The 24,375-nt window shown below is 61.7% G+C and carries 22 protein-coding genes; 8 read left to right on the forward strand and 14 right to left on the reverse strand.

Annotation, left to right across the window (positions count from 1 at the left end; all coding sequences use genetic code 11):
• Window positions 1-31: 31 nt before the first annotated feature.
• The gene (locus K3555_RS23585) at window positions 32-1,984 is read right to left on the reverse strand and encodes a methyl-accepting chemotaxis protein (RefSeq protein WP_260009280.1); all 1,953 of its coding nucleotides are present in this window, start codon (window positions 1,982-1,984) and stop codon (window positions 32-34) included.
• Between the two features lie 287 nt (window positions 1,985-2,271).
• Here K3555_RS23585 and K3555_RS23590 point away from each other — a divergent pair, with 287 nt between their 5' ends.
• A complete protein-coding gene (locus tag K3555_RS23590; protein WP_129373023.1) occupies window positions 2,272-2,721 on the forward strand; it encodes an Lrp/AsnC family transcriptional regulator in 450 nt (149 codons plus the stop codon).
• 86 nt (window positions 2,722-2,807) lie between these two features.
• On the opposite strand, the gene K3555_RS23595 is transcribed toward K3555_RS23590, so the two are convergent.
• Window positions 2,808-3,743 carry a LysR family transcriptional regulator gene (locus K3555_RS23595; RefSeq protein WP_259992776.1) on the reverse strand — a complete coding sequence of 312 codons (936 nt, stop codon included), beginning with the start codon at window positions 3,741-3,743 and terminating at the stop codon, window positions 2,808-2,810.
• 166 nt (window positions 3,744-3,909) lie between these two features.
• On the opposite strand from K3555_RS23595, the gene K3555_RS23600 reads away from it, so the two are divergent.
• The 4 genes from K3555_RS23600 to K3555_RS23615 all read left to right on the forward strand — a co-directional run bounded on the left by K3555_RS23600 (window position 3,910) and on the right by K3555_RS23615 (window position 7,414).
• Complete coding sequence (locus tag K3555_RS23600; protein ID WP_259992775.1) at window positions 3,910-4,923, forward strand: TRAP transporter substrate-binding protein; 1,014 nt, start codon at window positions 3,910-3,912, stop codon at window positions 4,921-4,923.
• 72 nt (window positions 4,924-4,995) lie between these two features.
• Window positions 4,996-5,532, forward strand: a complete 537-nt coding sequence (locus tag K3555_RS23605; RefSeq protein ID WP_259992774.1) for a TRAP transporter small permease — start codon at window positions 4,996-4,998, stop codon at window positions 5,530-5,532.
• Between the two features lie 21 nt (window positions 5,533-5,553).
• On the forward strand, window positions 5,554-6,894 hold the full coding sequence (locus K3555_RS23610; protein WP_259992772.1) for a TRAP transporter large permease: 1,341 nt from the start codon (window positions 5,554-5,556) through the stop codon (window positions 6,892-6,894).
• A gap of 16 nt (window positions 6,895-6,910) precedes the next feature.
• On the forward strand, window positions 6,911-7,414 hold the full coding sequence (locus K3555_RS23615; protein ID WP_259992771.1) for a universal stress protein: 504 nt from the start codon (window positions 6,911-6,913) through the stop codon (window positions 7,412-7,414).
• Window positions 7,415-7,470: 56 nt separating this feature from the next.
• Here the strand turns inward: K3555_RS23615 and K3555_RS23620 are convergent, their stop codons facing one another.
• The 8 genes from K3555_RS23620 to K3555_RS23655 form a co-directional block, all read right to left on the reverse strand.
• On the reverse strand, window positions 7,471-8,976 hold the full coding sequence (locus K3555_RS23620) for a M81 family metallopeptidase (RefSeq protein WP_260009074.1): 1,506 nt from the start codon (window positions 8,974-8,976) through the stop codon (window positions 7,471-7,473).
• Window positions 8,973-10,595 carry an amidohydrolase gene (locus K3555_RS23625; RefSeq protein ID WP_260009076.1) on the reverse strand — a complete coding sequence of 541 codons (1,623 nt, stop codon included), beginning with the start codon at window positions 10,593-10,595 and terminating at the stop codon, window positions 8,973-8,975. Before K3555_RS23625 ends, K3555_RS23620 begins: the two co-directional genes overlap by 4 nt.
• A gap of 23 nt (window positions 10,596-10,618) precedes the next feature.
• Window positions 10,619-11,542, reverse strand: coding sequence for an ABC transporter ATP-binding protein (locus tag K3555_RS23630; protein WP_260009078.1), 924 nt, complete (start codon window positions 11,540-11,542; stop codon window positions 10,619-10,621).
• A complete protein-coding gene (locus K3555_RS23635; protein ID WP_260009079.1) occupies window positions 11,539-12,519 on the reverse strand; it encodes an ABC transporter ATP-binding protein in 981 nt (326 codons plus the stop codon). The genes K3555_RS23630 and K3555_RS23635 overlap by 4 nt, the downstream gene beginning before the upstream one ends.
• Window positions 12,516-13,373, reverse strand: coding sequence for an ABC transporter permease (locus K3555_RS23640; RefSeq protein WP_260009080.1), 858 nt, complete (start codon window positions 13,371-13,373; stop codon window positions 12,516-12,518). Before K3555_RS23640 ends, K3555_RS23635 begins: the two co-directional genes overlap by 4 nt.
• A gap of 13 nt (window positions 13,374-13,386) precedes the next feature.
• Window positions 13,387-14,325, reverse strand: coding sequence for an ABC transporter permease (locus tag K3555_RS23645; RefSeq protein ID WP_260009082.1), 939 nt, complete (start codon window positions 14,323-14,325; stop codon window positions 13,387-13,389).
• Window positions 14,326-14,421: 96 nt separating this feature from the next.
• Complete coding sequence (locus K3555_RS23650) at window positions 14,422-15,984, reverse strand: ABC transporter substrate-binding protein (protein WP_260009085.1); 1,563 nt, start codon at window positions 15,982-15,984, stop codon at window positions 14,422-14,424.
• 77 nt (window positions 15,985-16,061) lie between these two features.
• Complete coding sequence (locus tag K3555_RS23655) at window positions 16,062-16,367, reverse strand: hypothetical protein (RefSeq protein WP_260009087.1); 306 nt, start codon at window positions 16,365-16,367, stop codon at window positions 16,062-16,064.
• 127 nt (window positions 16,368-16,494) lie between these two features.
• Here K3555_RS23655 and K3555_RS23660 point away from each other — a divergent pair, with 127 nt between their 5' ends.
• On the forward strand, window positions 16,495-17,298 hold the full coding sequence (locus K3555_RS23660) for a helix-turn-helix transcriptional regulator (RefSeq protein ID WP_259992760.1): 804 nt from the start codon (window positions 16,495-16,497) through the stop codon (window positions 17,296-17,298).
• 62 nt (window positions 17,299-17,360) lie between these two features.
• Here K3555_RS23660 and K3555_RS23665 read toward each other — a convergent pair whose 3' ends face one another.
• Both K3555_RS23665 and K3555_RS23670 read right to left on the reverse strand, forming a co-directional pair.
• Entirely contained in the window at window positions 17,361-18,155 is a 795-nt protein-coding gene (locus K3555_RS23665; protein ID WP_409201709.1) for an inositol monophosphatase family protein, read from the reverse strand.
• A 300-nt stretch (window positions 18,156-18,455) separates the two neighbouring features.
• A complete protein-coding gene (locus tag K3555_RS23670) occupies window positions 18,456-19,256 on the reverse strand; it encodes a LuxR family transcriptional regulator (protein ID WP_260009088.1) in 801 nt (266 codons plus the stop codon).
• 98 nt (window positions 19,257-19,354) lie between these two features.
• Here K3555_RS23670 and speB point away from each other — a divergent pair, with 98 nt between their 5' ends.
• Window positions 19,355-20,326 carry an agmatinase gene (gene speB, locus K3555_RS23675; protein WP_260009089.1) on the forward strand — a complete coding sequence of 324 codons (972 nt, stop codon included), beginning with the start codon at window positions 19,355-19,357 and terminating at the stop codon, window positions 20,324-20,326.
• A 134-nt stretch (window positions 20,327-20,460) separates the two neighbouring features.
• Here the strand turns inward: speB and K3555_RS23680 are convergent, their stop codons facing one another.
• Window positions 20,461-21,669: a mandelate racemase/muconate lactonizing enzyme family protein gene (locus K3555_RS23680; protein ID WP_260009090.1), complete on the reverse strand. Its 1,209-nt coding sequence runs from the start codon at window positions 21,667-21,669 to the stop codon at window positions 20,461-20,463.
• Window positions 21,670-21,683: 14 nt separating this feature from the next.
• The gene (locus tag K3555_RS23685; protein WP_260009092.1) at window positions 21,684-23,342 is read right to left on the reverse strand and encodes a GMC family oxidoreductase; all 1,659 of its coding nucleotides are present in this window, start codon (window positions 23,340-23,342) and stop codon (window positions 21,684-21,686) included.
• Between the two features lie 102 nt (window positions 23,343-23,444).
• Here K3555_RS23685 and K3555_RS23690 point away from each other — a divergent pair, with 102 nt between their 5' ends.
• Window positions 23,445-24,335: a LysR substrate-binding domain-containing protein gene (locus K3555_RS23690; protein WP_260009094.1), complete on the forward strand. Its 891-nt coding sequence runs from the start codon at window positions 23,445-23,447 to the stop codon at window positions 24,333-24,335.
• The last annotated feature ends 40 nt before the right edge of the window (window positions 24,336-24,375 follow it).

Raw genomic sequence — 24,375 nt, forward strand, 5'->3', positions numbered from 1 at the left:
CAGCATCGGGTCCGGTGCTACCAAGGCGGCGCTAGAATTCCTGCCAGAGATTACGGGCGGCATTTCCGCTGCTGGTTTCGGGAGCCGCGCAAGGCGCCGGGCTGATCTCGGTTTCCCAGTCATCATCGCCATGCGCAGAAGGTGCCGGGTGGAGAGCAGGGATTGCCGGGGCGGGGGCTGTACTGCCGCCGGCTACCCGGAAATGCGCCACCAGTTCCGAGAGTTTGCCGGCATCAGTGTTCAGCATGTGGCCGGCCGCGGTGGCCTGTTCCACCATTGCTGCGTTCTGCTGGGTGACCTGATCCAGCTGGGTGACACCGGTGTTGATTTCGTTCAGTCCGGTCGATTGCTCGGCGGCGCCTTCGGCAATGCCGGAAACCAGCTGCGAGATATGGGTGATTTGTTCGACAATGCTCTGCAGCGCCTCGCCTGCCTTGCCGACCAGTTTGACGCCGCTCTCTACTTGTCTTGAACTGTCGCCGATCAGCGTCTTGATTTCCATCGCGGCGCCGGCTGAACGCTGCGCGAGGGCGCGCACCTCGGAGGCAACTACGGCAAAACCCTTGCCGGCCTCGCCTGCGCGTGCTGCCTCGACACCTGCGTTCAGAGCCAAAAGATTGGTCTGGAAAGCGATGTCGTCGATCACGCCGAGGATCTGCGAAATGTGGTTCGAGCTTTGCTCGATCTCCGCCATGGCGGTGACGGCATTTTGCACAATGGTGCGATTGGATTCGGCCTGCAAGCGCGCCTCCTCCATGGTGGTTTCAACGCTGCTGGCGCCTTCGGCGGCGGATTTGACCGAGGCGGTCAGTTCATCCAGCGCCGCGGCGGTCTGTTCCAGCGTGGCGGCCTGGCTTTCGGTGCGGTGCGACAGGTCGTCCGACGCCTGGCTGATCTCAGCGGCGCCATTGCGGATGCTGCCTGCCGCCTCAATCACCTGGGCGACAGTGGAGCTCAGCGTTTCGGAGGTCAGGTTGAAGTCCTGGCGCAGCTCTTCATGTTCTTCCGGGAAGGCCTCGGTCAGATGGAAGGCAAAGTCGCCCTTGGACAGGCGTGACAAACCGGTCCGCAAGCTGTCCACCACCTTCTGTTGCTGGCGCTGTGTTTCCGCACGTACCTGGTCGGCGTCGCGGGCATTCTTCAGGTCCCCCTGCATTTCCACAATTGTCCTGCCAATTGCGCCGATTTCATCCTGCCGGCCGGCCTCGGCAATGGTGATGTCCAGGTTTCCTGCTGCCACCGCTTTCATGCTGGTGCAGATGCTGGCAACCGGCCGGGTGACGGTGCGCGCGGCGAACAGGACGGCGGCCAGCAGCACGGCGCTGGCGGCACCCAGCCCGGCCAGCAGATAGCGGGTGAACCCTGCTGAGGCTTCCAGGGTGCCGCTGATGTTCTGGCGCACTTCGACGATGCCGCGCACATCGCCCAGCTGCCAGTCGGTTTTCGGAGAGGCGGCATGGCTGTTGTGGCAACTGACGCAGACCTCAGATACCATCCGGTCGGCGACGGCCACCCGCAGGAAGGTTTCACCATCCAGGGTTTCGGTTTGCGAATAGGATCCGTCAGGAGTGTTGTTCAGATACGCCCAAGCATCCTGCATGAAGCCGTCCATCGGGCGTTCCGCGCGTTCCGGAAAGGGATAGGGGCTGTACAGCGAAAAACTGCTTCGCTCGGCGGCCATCAAGGCGCTGATGTCGTGCACAAAGGTTGCAGGCAGCGGGATGACACCGGGATCTTCCTGGTGGTTGATCCCCGGGCGCAGGGATTGCGCTGCCACCGCATCCTTAACGACGTAGCGGGTGTAATAGCCGCGGATCTTCTTGATCTGATTGACAGTCTGCAGGGCGGAATCCGATGCGGCGTCAATGCTGTTGCGTTCCATCGCCGGCGGGATGGTGAGCCAGGCCGTTGCGAGACAGGCGAGCATGACGACCGGAACCGGAATGATCAGTTTGAACAGCAGGGATTTGTGATTGAGACCCATCTAAAACTCCGCAACAGCCGTGCACAGCTGCAATAGGCGGGCCGGATATGAAACAAGCCGGATCCTGGAAGCAGTTGCATGTGTATTTACAGGCAAGTTTTCGGCAGTAAGCCTAAGAAACCGGTAACGCCAATCCCGGAGGCAGGCCGTCCGCCGCAAATTCCCCGTTAAATCGGGATGCCCGCGCGCCTCTTTGAGCGCGGCGGCTGCAGATCCTCCAGCCCTGTGGGTCCGTGTTCTTGCGGATTCGAGTTGTCATTCCTGCCGAAGCAGGGGAAAAATCAGCTATGGATGAAAAAGACCACGATATCCTCCGGCTGATACAGTCCAATGCGCAATTGACCGCCGAAGCCATCAGCCATGAGATCGGCCTGTCGGCACCGGCGGTGCAGAAACGGCTGAAAAAGCTCCGCGATACCGGTGTGATCGAAAAGGAAATTGCCATTCTTTCCCCGGCCCGGCTGGGGCGGGAGATGACAGTGATCGTGCAGGTGGTGCTGGAGCGCGAAAGCCGGATGCATCTGGACGCCTTCAAGCGCAAGATGCGCCAGGCCAGTCAGGTGCAGCAATGCTATTACACCACTGGCGAGGCCGATTTCATCCTTGTGATCATCGTTGGCGATATCAAGGAATATGAGGCCTTCACGCAGGAGTATTTCTTTGATGAATCCAATGTCAGCCGCTTTACCTCTTCGGTTGTGATGGACCGGGTAAAGGTGTCGCTGGACATCATTTAGGCCCGGGGATCAGAGGTCCGAGCCGGCCGGCTCAGGTTGCATTGCGTCGGATTTCGCCGGATCAGCGGCGCGGCGGCTGAGCTGCATCAAACCTCTGCTGCCTGCCCCGAGTGTGCCGCAACCAGCGTGTCCAGAAACAGTTTGGTGATGCGGTTTACGGCGGGCCGCTTGCGGGTGACGGCGGCAAACTGGCTGCGGTAAAAGACGTCTCTGGGCAGCACTTTGCGCATCAGGCCGCTGCCGACAAAACCGGCGGCCAGGTGATCCGGCAGAAATCCCAGATAGCTGCCCGACATGATCAGGATCGCCAACGCCTGTTCGTTCTGCACCTTGGCAGAGCGGCGGAAGCCCAGTTTCTGACCCACATGCAGGTTGGGCGAGTTGACCCGGATGCCTGCATAATTCATCGCCTGCACATCCCGCAGGCCCAGGCTGGCATGGTCGCAGTCAAAGAACGGATGCCCCTTGCCGCAATAAAGAAACATGTTCTCTCCATATAACGGCATGTAATCCAGGCTGGGAGAAGGCCGGTGCAGCGCCAGGATGCCGATATCCAGCTGGCCGCTGATCACCTTGGTTTCGATCACGTTCGGCGGCTCCAGCGACAGTTCGATCTCCACCGCAGGGGCGGCCTTGTTAAAGACCCGGATGCCGCCAGGCACAAAGGCTTCGGGGTTGGAGGCGCATTGGTCGAACAGGGCTATCCGGATAGTTCCAGCCATCTGCTGCTTGATTTCATTCACTTCGGCGCGGAAATCCGACACCGAGGTCAGCAGTTCCTCAGCGGATTTCAGCACTTTGCTGCCGTCGTCCGTCAGCGAAAACCCCGCCGGGCCGCGGTTGCACAGCTTCAGGTCCAGCCGCAGCTCCAGGTCGGCGATGTATTTCGAAATGGTGGACTTGCCGATGTTCAGCTCGGTCTCGGCGGCGGCCAGCCCGCCGCTTTCGGCCACGGCCCTGAACACCCGGAGCAGTTTCAGATCGGCATCGGCGACATGTTTGACGTGTGTTTTGCGGCTCATCTTAATGTTCGATATATGTGAAACCTTGATATCACAAGTTTACATTCTAGAAACATGAAACGCAATGTAGCCTCTCGCCAGCAAGGCAGGATCGGACTGGCACAGGCGCTATGGAGGGCGTGCCAGCGCGCGCCTTGTCTTCAAGATGACAATACGGGAGGAAGTTATGTCATTTCTCAAAAAGGTCTGCACGCTGACCGCAGCCGTTTCTGCCGCAGCGATGCTGACCACCGGCGCTGTATCCGCCAAAAATTTCAAGATTGCCGTGGGCGACGGCGCCGGCAGCTCGCAGGAAGGCACCGGCAAATTCTTCATTGAAGCGCTGGAAGCAAAATCCGGCGGCGCACACACCGGCACAATGTTCCTGAACGGCCAGCTGGGCTCGGAGCAGGACACTGTTAACGAAGCCGCAATCGGCACCCTGGATATGTCGCTGCTGGCGATCAACAACGTTACACCGTTCTCGCCCTCGGTTGGTGTCTTCACCCTGCCTTACGTGATCCTGTCGCTGGAAGATGCGGAAACGCTGACCCAGGGCCCGATCGGCCAGGAACTGACCGACAACACCATCCGGGACGCCGGCGTGCGCATTCTGGCCTGGACCTACACCGGGTTCCGCCGCCTGACCAACTCGAAAAAGCCGGTCACCAATGTTGCCGACCTGCAGGATCTGGTCATCCGCGTTCCCAAGAACGAGATCATGATCGAAACCTACAAGTCCTGGGGCATCAACCCGACCCCGATGGCCTGGTCCGAGACCTTTACCGGTCTGCAGACCAAAGTTGTCGATGGCCAGGACAACCCCTACACCACCATCAACGCGATGAAGTTTTATGAAGTGCAGGAATATGTGACCAACCTGCGCTACATCTTCTCGATTGAGCCGCTGATTGTCTCCGAGGCGGTGTTCCAGGACCTGTCCGAAGAAGACCAGCAGATCCTGATCGAAGCGGGCAAGGAAGCCACCGTGAAATCGGCGCAGTATCTCCGCGACATCGAAGCCGAGATCAAGGAAGGGCTGCTGGCCAAGGGCATGCAGATTGACGATCCGGCAAACGACGAGGCCGAGTTCATCAAGCTGGCGACCGAAGCCGTGTGGCCGCAGTTCTATGACTCCATCGGCGGCGTCGAGAAGCTGAACACGGTGCTGACCACCATTGGCCGCGATCCGGTTCAGTAAGCCTCTGGCAGATATATAAAAAATAACAAAGCAGCGCCACGTGCGCTGCTTTGCACAGGGGAGGAGTACATCATGTTCTGGAAATTTCTGGACAATATAGAAAGCTATATCTGCCGCCTATTGCTGTCCGGCTTTGTCATTCTGCTGTTTGTGCAGATCGTCTCGCGCGAGGCGTTCGGCCATTCATTTTCATGGATCGAAGAACTGTCGGTCTACATGTTCGTCTGGTTTGTCTTTTTCGGTGCCAGCTATGCGGCCCTGAAAAGTGCGCACAACCGGGTGACGTTTCAATTCAAATTCCTGCCCGAACGCTACATCAAATACATCGAAGCATTTGCAGATCTGTTCTGGATCTTCTTCAACGTGTATTTCATCTGGCTGGCCTACGACTTTGTCTTCAACAAGATGAACAAGTTCTGGAAATCCCAGACTTTGGGCGTCGAGATGAAATACGTCTACATGGTGCTGCCAATCGCCTTCACCCTGATGACCATCCGAATTCTGCAGGTGAACTACAAGAAGCTGATCAAGGGCGAGGAAATCCACGACCCCGATCAGATCGACCTTGATGAAATCAAGGCTGCCACCGAAGCAGAGCGCGGCAAGTAAGCGCCGGACAGGGAGAAAAACATGGAAACTCAAATCGTCTCAATTCTGTTCGGATCGTTCCTGGTGCTGTTGCTGATGGGCGCTCCGATCACGGTGGCGCTTGGCGTCGCCTCGCTGGTGTCGTTCCTGTACCTGGACGAAAACCCGATCAAATTTGTGCAGATCGCCTTTACCTCGGTCGGCTCGTTCCCGCTGATGGCGCTGCCTGCGTTCATCCTGGCCGGCGCGCTGATGGAGGCAGCGGGGATCTCGAAACGCCTGATCAATGTCGCCGAAAGCCTGGCCGGACCGTTCACTGGCGGCATCTCGGCTGCAACCGTGATGGCCTGCCTGTTCTTTGGTGCCATCTCCGGTTCCGGCCCGGCCACCACGGCGGCCGTTGGCATGCTGATGATCCCGGCCATGATCGACCGCGGCTATGAAAAAGGCTATGCCTCTGCCGTGACTGCATCGTCGGGCGGGTTGGGCATCATCATTCCGCCGTCGATCCCGATGGTGATTTTCGGCATTGCCGCCCTTGGTATGGCGCCGCCGCCGGAAGCGGTTGAGAAATTCGGCACCTTCCAGTCGGTCTCGATCTCGAAACTGTTCATCGCCGGTTTCATGCCCGCCTTCCTGATTGCCACCAGCCTGCTGATCCTGAACTATTTCATGTCGAAAAAGCGCGGCTACAAGGGCATGGCTGAGGGCTGGTCGTTCCGCAATGTCGGCTGCGAGATGTACCGGGGCTTTTGGTCGCTGATGGCGCCGCTGGTGATCCTGGGCGGTATCTATACCGGCTTCTTCACCCCGACCGAGGCCGCCATTGTCGCGATCTTCTATACGCTGGTGGTTGGTGTCTTCATCTACCGCGAGCTGACCTGGTCGTCGCTGTTCCAATCGCTGGAGGCCACCACATGGCTGACGGGCCGTGTTCTGCTGATCCTGTTCACTGCAACTGTCTTTGGCCGTCTGCTGGTGGAAAACCAGATCCCGGCAATCATCGCCGACAGCATGTTGAGCTTTACCCAGAACCTCTATGTGATCTGGGCGCTGATCATCTTCTTTTTGCTGTTTGTCGGCATGTTCATGGAAACTTTGGCAACCATCCTGATCCTGGTGCCGGTGATGCTGCCGGTGGCCTACTCAGTGGGCATCGACCCGATCCACTTTGGCGTGGTGATGGTTTGTACGCTGGGTATCGGGTTCCAGACACCGCCGTTGGGGGAAAACCTGTTCATTGCCTCGGGCATATCAAACATCTCGATTGAGCAGATCTCGCTGCGCGCCCTGCCCTTTGCTGCGGTGAACACGATTGCGATTTTCGTTATCGCATTCTTCCCGGAAATCTCGCTTTGGCTGCCGCGGCTGTTTGGCTATTGATGTGAAAGGATCTGATATGAAACCGTTGATCACCAACATCCTGTTTGCCACCGATCTGTCGCAGAACTCGCCTTATGCGCTGCGCCATGCGGCCAGTCTGGCGCAGGCGACGGGGGCGGAAATCCACGTGCTGCACGTGAATGAGCCGATCTCGGATGATGCCAGGATCACGTTTGAGATGTTTGTGCTGAACGACGAGACCCGCAAATCCGCAGCCAAACGGCGGCACGAGATGGTGAAAAAGGTGCTGGCCGAACGGCAGGCGCGGTTCTGGGCGGCACTGGAAGGCGATGATGCCAAGATCCGCGATCAGGTCACCTCGGTTGAGGTGACCGACGGCCACCCGGCAGAGGTGATCCTGCGCCGCTCGGTTGAGCTGGGCTGCGATCTGATTGTGCTGGGCGCCCATGACCACGGGTTCTCGCACACGTTTCTGGGCACCGTGGCCAAACGGGTGCTGCGCCGGTCGCAGATCCCGACGCTGGTAGTGCCCTACCAGAACGGCGAAAACGACGACTGATCCTCCCCGCAAGCGGTGTCTAGGACCGCTTGCTAACTCCGCCCGTGCAACAAGCCTTAGGCTTTTGCAGGGGCGGCTTTTACGTTTGGATGCAGGTTCTTGTAGGGAAACGAACCCAGATCGCAGGGAAACACACCCGGCGCCGCGACCGGATAGACAGCACTCGCCACCGGCTCGAAATCGGCGCGGAAATGGGCGGTGCTTTTAACGCAGATGGTGCGGAAACCCTCTGGCTGCAGCCCGATATGGGTGAAATGCGCCAGATCCAGGCATTGATTGCGGATGCTGGTCACCACCAGGGTGATATCTGCCTCGACCCCATGCAGCCGGAGTGCGGCTGTCAGCCCCAGCGTGGCAACCCCGCCGCCATACATTTCGCCGGTGTAACGGCACATGCCATCGCCAAGCGCCACCACTTGAAATTCAGCCTCATAGGGGTGATCGCCGGGGGTGCCTGACCGCCCGCCAAGAGCTGCGCGGAAGATGCCCCCCTGCCCGGCCTCATGCGCTGCCGCAGCTGTCTGCGGGTCATGAAACAGCCCCATCAGCACAGCTTGCGCACCCGCACCTGCCAATGCCGCCAGCAAACCTGTGGTATCCGAAGTGCCACCGGCACCCGGATTGTCCTGCACATCCGCCAGCACCACCGGTTTGCCCGCGCGCGGCTGGCAGGCAAGTGCCGCGGCTTGCTGCGGCGTCAGCATCGGGTGTTCCGATTGGGATTCCAGTTTGGCAAACAGCGCCGCGATTTGGTCAGCCGCTTGTTCTGCCGCCGCAGCTGTTGTGCCATAGGCAACGCATGAGGGCCGCGTGTCCGGGAAATCCGCCGCAGTGAACCCCAGCGCGATATCCGCAACAACCCCGCCCTGCTCCAGCGGCGGCAGTGCTGCATAAAGCTGCCTGCCGGGTGTTGCCCCGGTGTATTGCGCATGCAGCGGGATCAGATAATCCATCTGCTGGAACGCCTTAAACAGCCGCTCCCCCGCCAGCAGCCGCTGCAGCACCGGCACGCAGCGCGCGCCTGTTTCGGCCATGTCCAGATGCGGATAGGTCCGGAAGATCGCGATGTAAGAGGCCAGATCGATCGATGCTGCCGAGATATTGGCGTGCAGGTCCAAACTCACCACGATCGGCAGGTCCGGCCCCACCAGGGCGCGTACCCGGCGCAGGATCTCGCCCTCGCCGTCGGCATGTGTTTCGGTGACCATTGCCCCGTGCAGATCCAGGAAAACCCCGTCCAGCGGCCCGGCGGCGCGCAGCCCGTCCAGCAACCTTCCGCAGATGGTTTCAAAGGCGTGATCTGTCACATGCGCCGAAGGTTCCGCCGAAGCCCATAAAACCGGCAGCAGCGCCATGCCAGCCGCCTCTGCCGCCGAGGCAAACCCCGCGACCGGCAGGTTCATGCCGCGGGTCTCAGAGATCACCTCGGCCCCATGCAGCATGGCAGGCCAGGAATCCGCCATCTCGAACTCCGCCAGCCCGGCCTTGGTGGTGCCGAAGCAATTGGTTTCATGCTGGAAACCGGCGATGGCAATGCGAGGATGCGTTTGCAAGCCTGTCATTGTCCCTGCATCCAGACCGTTTTGCCGCGGCGGATGGTCCGCGTGACCTTGATGGTCTCAATTCTGTCAGGGTCTTCCAGCGGGTTGCGATTCAGAATTGCGAAATCCGCCAGCTTGCCAGCTTCGATGGAGCCGCGGCTGTCCTCCTTGAAAACCTGCCAGGCGGCATCGATGGTCTGCGCCCGCAGGGCGGACAGCGCGCTGACCCGTTGGTCCTCCCCCAGCCGGCGGCCGCTGGCCGTCAGCCGGTTCACCGCGCAATGGGCCAGATGGATCGGCCGCGTCGGCGTGACCGAGGCATCATTATGGATGGTATAGCGCACCCCGAACCGCTCAGCCGAGGCACAGGGAGAGATCCGCCCGGCACGCTCCGGCCCCAGAAAGGTATCGTAATGCCGGTCGCCCCAGAAGTGCACATGTGCTGGAAAGAAGCTGACGGTGATCCCCAGCCTGGCCATCTGCTGTAGCTGGTCGTCGCGCAGGGCCTGGCCGTGAATGATCGTATGGCGGTGATCTGCGCGCGGGTTGGTCTCCAGCGCCGCGGCCACGGCATCAATGAACATCTGCGCGCCGGCATCGCCGTTGCAATGGCAGTGGATCTGATGGCCCAGATCATGCAGCTTTTTCACTTCGCGGCGGTGATCCGCTTCGGCTGCATAGGGCATCCCGCAGGGGTGCTCCGGGTCCACTGGCCGGTGATAAGGCGCGCTGAGGAATGCGGTCTGCAGCTGAAACGCCCCATCGGTGAACAGCTTGCGCGGGCCAAGGGTGAAATGCGGGTTGCCGGGCCAGTCCAGCGCATCGGGACCATCCGTCAGCGCAGGTTCCAGCTCGCCGATGGGCAGCAGCATCAGGTCATAGCCAGGATCCTGACCGACGGGCAGCGAGGCGAAATGTTCCAGCATCTTGTGCGTGGCCCAGGCGTTTTGCGCGTAGGTCACGCCATAAGACAGGTATTCATCGCGGCAGCTGTTGAAACCCGCCCAGAACCGTTCGCGGCTGATCAGGAAATCGGTGTCGCCCATCTCGCGCATTGCTGACAGACCCTCGATCAGACCGGTCAGCGCGCCGGTTTCCGGATCGCGCCCGAACCGTCCGCCCAAAGGGTCGGGCGTGTCGCGGTTCACCCCGTGAAGCTGCAATGCCAGTGAATTGGCTGATCCATTGTGGCCAGAGGCATGGATGACCCAAATGGGATGGTCCGTGGACACGCTGTCCAGCTCGGTGCGGGTCGGCATCCGGCCTTCGGCGATGGCAGTATTGTCGAACAGCACCCCCATCACCCATTCCCCGGCAGGCGTTTCCGCCGCTCTGACCCGCAGCCGCGCCAGCGCGGTCGGGATGTCAGGACAGTCGCCGCTGGGGGCCGAGGCAAGGTTGACCCGGAACAGCCGGATAAAGCCGGGATCGGGGAAATGCCCGTGCGGGTCGATAAAGGCGGGGATCAGGGTCTGGCCCTGCAGATCAACCTCTTGCGTGCCGGCAGGCATCTGCGCACGCAGCTCGGACAAAGGCCCGACCATGCGGATGGTTTCGCCGCCGGTCAGAACCGCCTCGGGTGTGGAGTTGGCCGCATCCATCGTCAGGATCGGGCCATTGAAGTACAATGTGCGCGTCATGGTCTTCTTTTCTTTGCAGGATGTCAGCCGAGAGGCGCCAGGCACCGCAGCCCATGGCCTTTTTCGACCTCCCATTGCGGGGTCCGGGAGCAGATCTCCTGCGCAAACGGACAGCGCTCGCGGAATTCGCAGCCCGAGGGGCGTTTGAGCAGGCTGGGCGGCTCGCCTTTCAAGGCGATGCGTTCCAGCCGGGCGTCGGGGTCGGGTTCCGGGTTCGCGCTCAGCAGGCAACGGGTGTAAGGGTGGCGCGGGTGCTTAAAGATCGCCTCGGTGGTGCCTTCCTCGACCAGTCGGCCCAGATAGAGGATACCCATCCGGTCGGCCACATGACGCACTACATTCAGGTTATGGGTGATGATCACCATCGCCAGACCCAGGCGTTCACGCAGGTCGTTCATCAGGTTCAAAAGCTCTCCCTGCACCGATACGTCCAGCCCTGCGGTGGGTTCGTCCGCAAGGATCAGTTTGGGCTCCAGCGCCAGCGCGCGGGCGACTCCGACCCGGCGCGCCTGCCCGCCCGACAGCTGATAGGGATAGCGGTCGGCGAAATGCGCAGGCAGGTTCACCATTTCCAGCAGGCGCTTGGCCTCGGCGTCCAGATCGCGGTCCTTCATGCCCTGGATCCGGTAGGGTTCGGTGATCAGGCTGCGGATCGTCAGCCGCGGTGACAGGCTGCCGACCGGATCCTGGAACATCATCGCGATGTCCTTGCGCAGGGGGCGCAACGTGCGTTCAGAAGCGCCGCGGATTTCCTGGCCGTCGAATTTGACGGACCCCTCCTGTGCCGGCGCCATCCCGGCAATTGCCCGGATCACCGTGGTCTTGCCGGAGCCGCTTTCGCCCACCAGCGCATAGGTTTCGCCCGGCTCCACAGTAAAACTGACACCGGCCAGCACATTGACCGGCCCATAGCTGGTCTTGAGGTCTTTGACATCCAGCAGGCTCATGTCGCGGCCTCCTTATGGTTCAGCCAGCAGGCGGCGTGATGGCCCTCCTTCAGTTGCGCCAGTGGCGGCACATCAGTGGCACAGCGCGCCATTGCCTGCTCGCATCGGTCGCGGAAGATACAGCCACCGGGCAAGTTGGCCAGATCCGGCACCTCGCCGGGGATGGTGGGCAGAACGCGGGCGCGTTCCTTGATGTGGCCGGGGTCGCAGTCGATCAGGCGGCGGGTATAGGGGTGCTTGGGATCGTGGAAAATCTCGCGCACGTCGCCGCTTTCGATCACCGCGCCCGCGTACATCACCACCACGCGGTCGCACAACTCGGCAATGACACCCAGATGATGCGAGATGAACAGGATGGCGCAGTCGAATTCCTTCTGCAGCTCCTGCAGGCGCTCGATGATCTGCACCTCCAACGTGGCATCCAGCGCCGTCGTCGGCTCATCCGCGATCAGCAAATCCGGTTCGGACATCAGCGCCATAGCGATGGCGATCCGCTGCCGCATGCCGCCAGAGAACTCGTGCGGGAACTGTTCCAGCCGGGCCTCCGGATCCGGAATGCCGACGGCACCCAGCATCTTGGCAGCCCGCTCTCGTTTTTCAGCCTTGGACGCCTTGGAACGGTGCTGGATATCCAGCATCTGCTGGCCGATAGACAGTACCGGATTGTGGGTCTGCATCGGGTCCTGGAACACGATGGAGATATCGGCGCCCCGCAAATCCCGCATCCGGCGTTCCGGCAGTTGCAGCAGGTCGTCGCCCTTGAACCGCACCTCGCCCTGACGGAACCGCGTGTTCGGTGCGGTCAGCCGCAGAATGGACGAGATCAGGGTGGATTTGCCGCAGCCTGACTCGCCGACGATGCCGACAATCTCGCCCTTGCGCACATCAAAGCTGATATCGCGCAGGGCCTTCAGATCACCGCGGGCGGTTTCATAGTCGACGCTGAGGCGGTCGATTTCCAGTAGAGTATCACTCATCGCTGTTTCCTCAGTTTCGGGTCAACCACATCGCGCAAACTCTCGCCCAGGAAGGTGAAGCCAAGTGTCGCCAGGATGATCGGCAACCCGCCGCCCACCACCAGCCAGGGGGTCTGGCGGATCAGCGAGTAGCCGTCTTTCAGCAGCGCGCCCCAGCTGGGGGTGGGCGGTTTCACCCCAAGGCCAAGGAACGACAGCCCCGCCTCCAGCGCGATCACGGTGGGGATATCCATCGCCGCCAGCACCGCCAGCACGCCGACGATATTGGGCAGCATATGCACCCCCAGGATCCGCTTCATGCTGGCCCCCATCGAGCGTTCGGCCAGAATGAATTCGGAATTGCGCAGGGTCAGCGTCTGGGTCCGCGCCACCCGGCCATAGGTCGGGATCGAGGTTGCCATGACCACCACAACCACGGTCTGCAGGCTTGGCCCCACCAAGGCGACCACGGCCAGCGCAAACATCACCGTTGGGAAGGATCGGATGGTGTCGAAGAACAGCATCAATAGGTTGTCGAGCCATTTCGGCCCGTAGCCTGCGATCATGCCCAGCGTCAGGCCGATGGCCATGGCGCCGAAAACGGCTGGCAGCGCCACTTTCAAGGCCACCTGGCCGCCCATGATAACGCGCGAAAACGTATCGCGGCCCAGCTGGTCGGTGCCCAGGAAATGCGCGGCGGACGGCCCCTGCAGGCGGTCCTTGATGTTCATGGCCACGGGATCATAAGGAACAATCCACACGGCAAGGAGGGCGCAGATCACGATGGTGCCGACGATGATCAGCCCCATCAGCCCCAGCGGGTCGCGGGCGACGCCGTGGATGATCTGGCCCAGTTCAGAACGGGATTTTGCCATATCTGCGTCCTCCTCAGTTTGCCGTGCGGGCGCGGGGGTCGAGCCAGGCGTTGATCAGATCGGCCAGCGCGGTGGAGACCACAAACAGGCCGGTTGAGATCAGCACAGATCCCATCACGATCGGGTAATTGCGGGTGGTGATGCTGTCGATCACCAGCTTGCCCAGGCCCGGACGGGCAAAGACGATCTCGGCAAAGACGGCGGAAGAGAGCAGGAACCCCATGCCGACGCCGATCACCGTGACCACCGGCAGAATGGCGATGCGCAGCGCATAGACCATCACCACCCGGCGTTCGTTGATGCCAAAGGCGCGGGCGGTGCGGATATGGCTTTCGCCCATCACCTCCAGCATTGAGGCGCGCACCAGCCGGGCGATATAACCGACCCAGCTGAGACCAATGGCAAAGGACGGCAGCACCAGATGGTTCAGCCGGTCCCAGAAGCCCTCGCCGGCGCCGATGGCCGGGAACCACTGCAGATGCACCGCAAAGATCAAGAGCGACAGCAGCGCGACCACAAAGGCCGGCGCGGCGACAAAGCTGACGGAAATTGCCGCGGTAACCCGGTCGATCAGGGTGTTGGGATGCGCCGCCGCATAGGCCCCCAGCCCGATGCCCAGGGTGGCGGACCAGATGATTGATCCCAGGATCAGCCACAGGGTATGCGGCAATTGCTGGAACACAATGTCGGTCACAGACCGCCCGGAGAACACATCAATCCCCAGATCGCCCTGCAAAAGATTGCCGTAAAAGATGACAAGCTGTTTCCAGACCGGCTGATCCAGCGCCAGCTCCGCCGTCAGGCGCGCCTGCAGTTCTGGCGTGGCGCGCGGGCCGAGCATGATCTGGACCGGATCGCCGGGCACGGCGCGGATCATCAGGAACATGACGGTGACCGCCACGATCAGGATCAGCAGTGCCAGCCCGAAGCGCCGGAGTGCATAAAATAACATAGCCGCATGGCTCCCTTGTTCTCGCTGTGCGGAAGGTATTCGGCACGGCTGCACCGCAAATTGCAGCCGTGCCAGTCGGTCAGGCCTTGGGGAGGATCAGGCCTTGCCGAAGTAACGCAGGAGTGCCAGCCCATCGGGCCGCAGTGCCGGCACAACGCCTGCCGAATGCACCACCGGGGTCGCCTCATGGGTCAGGAAGCGGTAGGCGCCGCTTTCCTCCATCAGGTCCTGCGCGCGCTGATACATCTCGGCCCGTTTGGCCTGGTCGGTCAGCTGCGAGGCCGAGGTGTGGATCTGGTCGTATTCTTCATTGCTGAAGCGCTCCCAGTTCCAATGGCCGACCTGCTCGGTGGTGAACCACGAGGTTGCGTAATACGGATCCGGCGTCATCGAGTAGCGGTTCAGCACCAGCTGCAGGTCCTCGTTGTCGGCACTGGCCCAGAAGGCACCGGATTCCAGCACGTTGACTTCAACCGTGATGCCGATCTGCGCCAGCGTCGCTTGGATCACCTGCGCCGCGGTGGTGAAGGTGGTCTTGTTCAGCGTGTCGAGCTTCAGCGTCACGTTGGTCTCGCCGGAGTCTGCCAGCAATTCCGCGGCCTTGGCGAAATCCGCCTGCGGCGGCACCAGCGACTGCGGGCGGTTGCCCGCAAGGCCCGGAGCGATGATACCGGTGGAGGGGTCCACCGCCCCGAAATAGGCGGCCTCCAGCACCGAGGGCACATCAATCGCGTGCTGGATCGCCTGCCGCAGCTTCTTGTTTTGCAGCTTGGGGTGATCCAGGTTCATGCCCAGCCAGGTGTAGTACAGCGACGGGTATTCCAGCAGGGTGCCGCCATTCGGCACCCCGTCGCGGTAACGCTGAACCGACCCCAGCGAGACGCGGGTGAAGTCCAGTTCACCCGCTTCAAAGGCGATCTCGGCGGTGTTCTCATCGTCAATCGGCAGGATTTCGATGGTGTCCCAAGCGGGCGCTTCGCCCTTCCAGTCCGGATTGCGTTTCAGCACGGTCTTTTCCTTGGGCGACCAGCTGTCACGCAGGTAAGGACCGGATTCCGCCAGCGGATCGGTGGTTGCCTTGCCGCCTGCAGCCTCCCAGGCCTTTTTCGACACGATGTTGCCGGTGATATAGGGCAGCGCGATGCTCCACAGCGGCGCAAAGGGTTCTTTCAGCACAATGGTGCCTTCGCGTTCGCCGGTCACTTCGACGTGGCTGAGCGGGCCCATGTCGGGCTTGTTCGGGCTTTCGGTTTCATCCGCGACGATGCGTTCAAAGCTGTATTTCACGTCTTCGGCGGTCATCGCGCCAAAGCCGTTTGTGAAGCCGATGTCATCGCGCAGCGCGAATTTGATATGGGTCTCGTCGCCCTGTTCGATCATCGCGGCAGCGTCCATTTGCCAGTCCCATTCGCGGCCCGGCTTGTATTGGATCAGCTTGTTATAGATCGAGGCGTGGATTTCTTCGTCGATGACGCCCTTGGAAAACGCCGGGTCAATGCTTTGCAAATCACCGTAGGAGCGCACCCGCAGCGTGCTGCCCTCTGCCGCCATGGCGCGGCTTCCCAGGCCCATCGGCAGCGCAGCCGCCGCCCCAAGCGCGGTTGCACCTTTCAGAAATTTGCGGCGCCCCACCGGCGCTTTGGTCCATTCGATCTTCATGGTTTCCTCCCTTAAGATCAGATCAAAGAAGCCCGCGCGGAAGGGTTTCAGCCCATTCCTTTGTCAGGACTTCCGTTTCATCCGCGCCTTCGGTGGCGCGCAATTTGCGGATCAGATAGAAATTCTGCCCGTCGCAAAACATGGTGCTTTCGGTGTTGATGGCGACCTGCCAGCTTGGACAGATGCGGATAGCGGCGCTCCCACGTGCTGGCCCGGCCGGTGATGGCCAGTACGACCTTGCCGTCGCACAATTCCTGTTCGGAAAATTCGCCATCAAAATCGCCCTCGCTGTCACCGGGGCCCTCCGGCATCCACAGACGTGCCGCAAGCCGGCGCCCATCCGGCATCGGGATCCAGTGGTTAAGGGTGCTTGCAGCGGGCATTGCGGTCTCTGGCTGGGTTGCAGTCCTTCTAGAAAACCCGGTTTCTTCAAATACGGAACTGTGCAAACATGCGCGAACTGACGCGGCAAGAAACGAACCAGCGTCAATTCGCGAAGGATACTGGGCTTTGCCGGAAAGTTTTTCAGAAAATCTGCGCTCGCTTTGTGCCGAGCATGGCAGCATCGCGCAGATCTGCCGTGAGATCGGCATCAACCGCCAGCAATTCAACCGTTACCTCAATGGCAGCAGCCTGCCCGCCGCCCACAACCTGCGCCGGATCGCCCGGTATTTCTCGATCCCAGAGGCGCAGCTGTTCACCGCGAACTCTGAATTCGAAACCCGGCTGGAGGAGGCCGCAGGCCCGGTGCAGCACAGCCCGGCAGACCGGTTCCTGTCGCCGTTCCGCGGCCAGCAGCGCAATCTCAAGCGTTATCTGGGCTTTTACCACGCCTATTTCCGCACCCCGTCCTGGGGCGAGGGGATCTTCTGCTCGCTGACCCGGTTCATTGAGCAGGACGGGTATATCCTGTCCCGCAACCTGGAAATCGCCCATGATCCCGAACAAAGCATCCGGCAGATTTCGCGGTACGAAGGCATGGTCACCCTGCGCGGCAACCGGCTGTTCATCACCGAGCATGAGCGCGCCCGCGAGGGCAGCGTGGCGCAAACCATCCTGTTTTCGGCCCACCGCCAGCAGCTGAAATACCTGCGCGGCATGACCATGGGGGTGGCCTGGCGGCCGTTTCCGCGCCCCTATGCGGCGCGGGCGATCTGGAAGCGCCTGGATGAGCGGGTCTCGGCGCGCGAGGCGATTGCCGCCTGCGGTGTCTATCCGGTCCGCAGCCCGCGGATCGATCCCACCGTGCGCAACTACCTGGAGACCCCGGATAAGGTGGATCTTCCCGAAGCACCGGGCAGCGTATTGTTTTGAGCAACGCTCCGGCCATTTGACCGGAATAGGGGGAGAGGCCCGTTCAGACAGGCGCCACCGGGTTACCCCTTTATCAGCGCCAGCATTTCACCGTGCAGTTCCGGCGTCGCCGCCGAAATCACCCGGCCGTCGGAGCCCAGCCCCAGCGGCTGGCCGTCCCAATCGGTGATCACCCCGCCTGCGGCTTCGACGACCGCGGACACCGGCAGATAGTCATAGGGCTGAAGATCATAATCTATCACCGCATCCGCATGGCCTGCCGCCAGCAGCGCGTGCGGATAGCAGTCATAGGCAAAACGGCGGGTCTGGCCGGCCTGCATCAGCCGCTCGAACAATTGCGGATAGTCGCGGTGGATCTTGTCGCCCTCGTTGACGAACAGGATCGATCGGTCCAGCCGGGTCTGGTCCGACACGCGGATCGGGGCGCCGTTCAGCGTGGCGCCTGCCCCGCGCACGCCCAGAAAGGTCTCCCCCAGGGCAGGCATCCCGATCACACCGGCCTGAGGGACGCCGCCCTGCAAATACCCCAGCAGAAAGCCGAACAGCGGATGGCCCGCCAAAAACGACCGGGTGCCGTCGATCGGATCGATGATCCAGACATCGTTGCGGTCCGCACCGTCAAACCCATGTTCCTCGCCAAAGATACCGTGGCCGGGGAAATGCTGGGTCAGATAGGCGCGCACCTTGTCCTCGATCGCCTTGTCGGCCTGGGTAACCGGGCTTTCATCCGCCTTGAATTCAACCCCGAGCCGGCCGCGGAAATAGCCACGGGCGGCATCAGATGCGATTTCGGAAATCCGAACGGCGTGATCGGCGTAATCCTGTGTCGTCAGCATCGGTTCAGGCTCCATTCCCATGATCATTAGTCCCGGTTTCAGTCTGGCGGTCTCCAGAGTCCGGAGTGCCGACAGTGACTGCGTTCTGCTGGATTTCAAACCGCTCGCCCAGCCGCCCGCCTCGATTCCCGGTGTGATGGCAGACTTTCGCGAGGATGTGGATATAGTCAACTGATTTTTGGAGAAATGGCCGTTAATGCGGTAATTATTAGCGTTAACATGGATATATGCCTGATTTTACCTGTTGCATTGACCGTTTTTAAGGCGGGCGGATCTGAATGGGAATGGTGCATGCTGATGTCTGTCCCCCTGCGGCTAAAGCTAACCGGCCCCGGCCAGATGCCGGGTGGCCATGGAAAACAGCTCCGCCTGCGACGCAATTCCCAGTTTGGAATAGGCGTGATGCCGGTGGACTTTGACGGTGCCTTCAGCAATCCCAAGGTACGCGGCGGCCGAAGGCGTCGAATGCCCCTGCAAAACCAGTTGCACCACCTCCCGTTCCCGCGGGCTGAGGACACCGGTGCCAAAGGTCTGCATCCGGTCCTCCCAATCCGGCTGCTGGAAACCTTGTGCTGCCGTCTCTGCCTGCCCCCATTGCCGCCGGACCGCGGCGGAGATCACTTGGAACACAGTATTCAGCCGCGCGGTATCCGCCGCCTCAAACCGTTGCCGGCGGGCAAAACGGGCCAGCGAGACGATGATCCAGCGCTCTGCCCCGTCCTGTACCAGCACGCCGATCTCGTCGCTGATGCTGATCTTGCGGTAAAAGGCGCGGTAATATTCCGACCGGAAGAACGCCTCGGGCGCCAGATCCATCAGCCGGTAGGCCGCCGGAGTACAGCCGTTGCGGCAGGCCTGATACAGCGGATCCAGCAGATAGGGGCCGCTGGCATAGAATTCCACGGTGATCGCCGCCTGCAGCTCATCCAGATCCTGATACAGGGAGGCAGGCGGCAGCGCGCCCTCATAGCGTGAGATGACCATCGAATCAAAGCTGCAGCACTGCGACAGGATTTGCCGCAGCGCACCGGGAAAGCGGTCGGTGCCAAGTGTTTCTGCCATAGCAGCCAGGGCGGTCACCCAGCCGTCGGCCAACGGAGGATGGGGAATCTCAGTGGTCAAATCTATACCTATCGATATATGTCCTTTGCTAAGTTTACCGGCATAAGCACGGATTTCAAACTGGGGCCGACCGGAATTTCAACCCAACGGAGCCCCAGATGACCGAAAACTCCAGCGTAAACCCAGTGCAGGGCGACCTGGCCTTTACCCGCGGCAGCGACCGCGGTGTGATTGCCGAGGCCAGCTATGCCGGCGCGCTCAGCTTTATGCGCCGCCGCTATACCCGCGACCTCGGCGGCGCGGATGTGGCGGTGATGGGCGTGCCCTTTGACCTTTCCGTCTCCAGCCGTTCCGGCACCCGGCTGGGGCCGCGCGCGGTGCGCTCTGGTTCCAGTCATATCGCCTGGTCGAAACCCTGGCCCTGGGAGGCAGACCCTTATGAGGCGCTGCGGGTGGTTGATTATGGCGATTGCGAGTTCGACTATGGTTATCCGCACAAGGTACCGGACCAGATCACCCAGGCTGCCCGTGATGTGCTGGCCAGTGATACCGCGCTGCTGTCGATCGGCGGCGATCATTTCATCACTTACCCGCTGCTTAAGGCGCATGCAGAGAAACACGGGCCCCTCAGCCTGATCCAGTTCGACGCCCATTCCGACACCTGGGCGGACGAGGAAGGCCGCATCGATCACGGCACCATGCTGTGGCATGCTATCCGCGAAGGGCTTGTGGATCCCGCCCGCTCGGTCCAGGTCGGCATCCGGACCCACAATCCCGATCCGATGGGCATGAATATCATCGACGCCATCGAGGTGCAGAAATCCGGCCCCGAGGCGGTGGCAGAGAAAATCCGCGCCATCACCGGCGGCCGCAAAACTTATGTTACCTTCGACATCGACGCGCTGGAGCCTGCCTCGGCCCCCGGAACCGGCACGCCGGTGATTGGCGGCCTTAGCCCCTATCAGGCGCAAGAGATCATCCGCGGGCTGACGGGCATTGACGTCGTGGGCATGGACGTGGTGGAAGTCGCGCCGGCCTATGACATCTCTGAGATCACCGCCATCGCCGCGGCCACCATCGCCAATGATCTGCTCTGCCTCTACGCCGCTGGTCCCTCCGGCCAGCGGTGAGGCGGCTGGTGATGCGGAAGCGTCAACCGCCCCGATCGCAGCAGCCGGGGCGGTCTTTGCGGCGGGCAGATTGCCGCCGCTGCTGATCCTGCGCTAGACAACCGCGCTGCCAGCGTAAGAAGGTGCAGGAACCCCTACTGAACCACCGGCTCCTGCGCCAGTTCCAGATGCAGTTCGCTGCCGGTGTAAGGGCTGGCAGCAATTGCGGCCTCGTCCAGCTCAACCCCCAGCCCTGGCTCAGTCGACGGGATCACATAGCCGTCTTCCCAGGTGATCGAGGATTTGAGGCAGGACATATAAGGCCCCTCAAAGGTGCCGATCGACTCCAGGATCAGAAAGTTGGGACTGCAGGTGGCGATTTGGATGTTTGCCGCCGCCACCACCGGGCCGCAATACAGATGCGGTGCGATCTGCGCCTGCCGGGTTTCCGCCATGCTGGCGATTTTCTTCGCCTCCAGCAGGCCGCCGACGCGCCCCAGGTCCATCTGCAGGATTGACGCAGCACCGGCCTCCAGCACGCGGGCGAATTCATGTTTGGTGCACAGCCGCTCACCGGTGGATATCGGCACCGAGGTGAACCGCGCAACCTCGGCCATATCAGCGGGGTTTTCCGGCGTGGTCGGCTCTTCGAACCACAAGGGTTCATAGGGTTCCAGCCGACGCGCCATCCGTTTGGCGCCCGAGACAGTGAACTGCCCATGGGTGCCGAACAGCAGATCGGCGCGGGTGCCGACCGCCTCGCGGATGCGTTTGCAGAACATCTCGCTGCGCTCCAGATCCTCCAGCCGCGGCTGATGCCCGTCATAGATCGTGTAAGGCCCTGCCGGGTCGAATTTCACCGCGGTGAACCCTTTGTCCACTTGCGCCAGCGCTGCCTCGGCGGCCATGTCCGGATCGTTGTAGACATTGGGCGTGTCCGGGTCCGGATAGACGTCGCCCTCAGCCGGGTACAAATAGGTGTAGCTGCGCAGACGCTCATGCACCTGGCCGCCCATCAGCTCATAGACCGGTTTGCCGGCGGCCTTGCCGATGATGTCCCAACAGGCCATTTCCAGACCGCTGAGCACGCCCATCACGGTCACGTCAGGCCGCAGCGTATAGCCCGCGCCATAAGATTTGCGCCACAGCTTCTCGATATGATGCGGATCACAGCCTGCGAATTGGCGCGCAAACATCTCCTCGGCCATCGCACAGCACAGATCGGGGCCGAATGTGGCGTTGTATATTTCCCCCGCACCGGTAATGCCGCAAGCGGTGGTCAGACGCACAAAGATGAAATAGCGCCCGCCGTGGCGCGGCGGCGGATTGCCGAACACAAAGGTTTCGATCTTGTCGAGCTTCATCTGTCACTTCCCTGTCATTCAGATGCCAAAGGCCTGTTTTCATTGTCTTCCAGCACCATTTCAGCGCCCCGCGCCGCCAGCATCATGGTAGGTGCATTGGTGTTGCCCGAGGTCACATTCGGAAACGCGGACGCATCGATCACCCGCAGCCCCGCCAGCCCATGCACCCTAAGGCGCGCGTCCAGAACGGAATCAGTTGCATCCTTGCCCATCCGGCAGGTGCAGGTCGCATGGAACACGCTGCCGGAGCGTTCCCGGAAATTCTCCAGCAGGGCCGCATCGTCCATTTCCAGAATATCCGGCGCCCGCCGCTCCCGCGTCACCGCCCTGATGGCCGGGGTCTGCGCCAGAGCTTGCAGCAAATGGCTGGCACGCACTGCGGTTGCTTTATCCTCGTCCGTTGACAGCGCGTTCGGCTCAATCCGCGGCGCCTGCGCCGGGTCCGCAGATTCGATGTTGATCTGTCCCCGGCTGGTCGGCCGGCTGGGCTGCACGCACAGCAGGAACCCGTTGTCCTTGTCGATCTGCGGCTTGCCGTTGGCGCGTGTCGAGTAAGACGCCGGATTGCAGTAAATCTGCACATCCGGCAGTGCTGCGCCTTTGGTGCGGACAAAACCGCTGCACTGGTTCACCGGCACGCTTAAGGGTCCGTTACGGGTCAGCACATACTGCAGCCCGGCCTTTATCTGCCCGGCAAAACTGCCCAGCCGGTCGTTCAAAGTTGCCGTATTGGCCCAGAAGAAATGCGACACCGCCAGATGATCCTGCAGCCCCTGCCCGACCTGCGGCAAGTCATGTGCCACCGCAATTCCGTGCCGCTGCAGCAGCGCCGCCGGGCCGATGCCGGACAATTGCAGGAGCTGCGGCGAGTTCACCGCGCCTGCGCTCACGATCACCTCCCGCGCGGCCTTTGCCTGTATCACCCGGCCCTTCACCCGGTAGGCCACGCCGGTTGCCCGCCCGCCCGCTGTCAGCACCTTTTCCACCAGCGCGCCGCTGACCACAGTCAGATTGCCGCGCCTCAATGCAGGCCGCAGAAACGCATCCGCCGAGGACCAGCGCCGCCCGTCCTTCACTGTGCTGCGCACATAGCCCATGCCTTCGCCCGGCAGGGTATTGGCCCCGGCTTCAGCGCGCGCGTTCATATCCGGCAGGAACGGCCAGCCCATCTCCTGGGCACCGGCCAGGAAATTCCGGGCAAAAGGATGCATCTGCTCGCTCAGATCGGTGACCCGCACCGGGCCTTTGCCCCGCAACCGGCGATTGCCGCCCTGCCACTCATCATGGCATTCCAGCGCCTCATAGCTGCGGCGGACATTGTTCCAGCCCCAGCCCTTGGCGCCGGCCGCTTCCCAGTCGTCAAAATCATGCGGCAATCCGCGCACATAGGCCATCGCGTTGATCGAGCTGGAACCGCCCAGGACCTTGCCCCGCGGCCAATAGGCCTGGCGCCCGTTCAGGCCCGGATCCGGTGCCGCCGAATAGCGCCAGTTCACTGCCGGATCCGAAAAGGTGAACCCGTAACCCACTGGAACCTTGATCCAAAACCGCCGGTCAGTGCCGCCTGCTTCGATCAGCAGCACTTTGTAGCGGCCATTTGCCGTCAGCTTGTCTGCCAGCACACAGCCCGCCGAACCGGCCCCGGCGATAATAAAGTCATATGTTTGTGCCATGGCGAACCCGGGTCCCTTGATGCCCCCAGCTTGCGCATTGGCGTACAGTTAATTCAAACAATGGGTTTTGCCCCTAAGGCTAAGCTGTGCTTAAAGGTATGAATGACCAATCTGCCCCATGTCACCTGGCTGAAAGCCTTTGAGGCCGCCGCACGGCTCAGCAGTTTTTCTGCCGCCGCCGAGGAGCTGGGCCTGACTCCCGCCGCCATCAGCCAGCAGATCCGGCTGCTGGAAAAACACCTGGACACCCAGCTGTTCAAACGCCTGCCCCGCGGCGTCGCGCTTACGGATACCGGCCAGGCCTATGCCCAGCCGATCCGCAAGTCCTTTGACGAAATGCTGCGCGCCACCACCGGACTGTTCAGCAAGAAACGCAAGCGGGTGGTGCGTCTGCGCGCGACGATCTCCTGCGCCGCGCTGGTGATCGCGCCGCAACTGGCCCGGTTCCAGGCCGAACACCCGGATATTCACGTGCAGCTGTCCTCCACCGTCTGGTCCAGCCGCTTTGACGAGGAGGCGCTGGACATCGACATCCGCTATGGCTCCGGCGACTGGCAGGAGGCGCAGATACAGCACCTGGGCCACGAAAACGCCATCCCGGTGTGCAGCCCCGCCTATGCTGCGACCTTGGGCAGGACGCCCTCAATCGAAGATCTGGCCCGCGCCGATGTGGTGCAGATCATTGGATCCGAAACCGACTGGGGCCGGTTGGCAGACCTGCACGGGCTGACCCTGCAAGTGACCACGGACTGGCTCAAGGCCGACTCTTCTCTGCTAGCCTTGCAAACCGTCGCGGCGGGCCATGGGGTGACGATGGTGCTTGAGAGCTTTGCCCGGCAATACATCGGGCAGGGGCTGGTGTTCGCCCCCGCAGAATTCAAACTGCCAAAACGCCGCTCGCACTACATGGTGATCAACGACCGCGCGGGCCAGCGGGAAGAAGTTAAGGCTGTCGCCGCTTGGATAACGTCGCTGTATCAGGCGCTGACCTGAGAGGGTTTTCCCTGCCGGTCCCCGCGGGGACAGAGGCGGA

The organism is Leisingera sp. M527, from assembly GCF_025141525.1.
Classification (GTDB): domain Bacteria; phylum Pseudomonadota; class Alphaproteobacteria; order Rhodobacterales; family Rhodobacteraceae; genus Leisingera.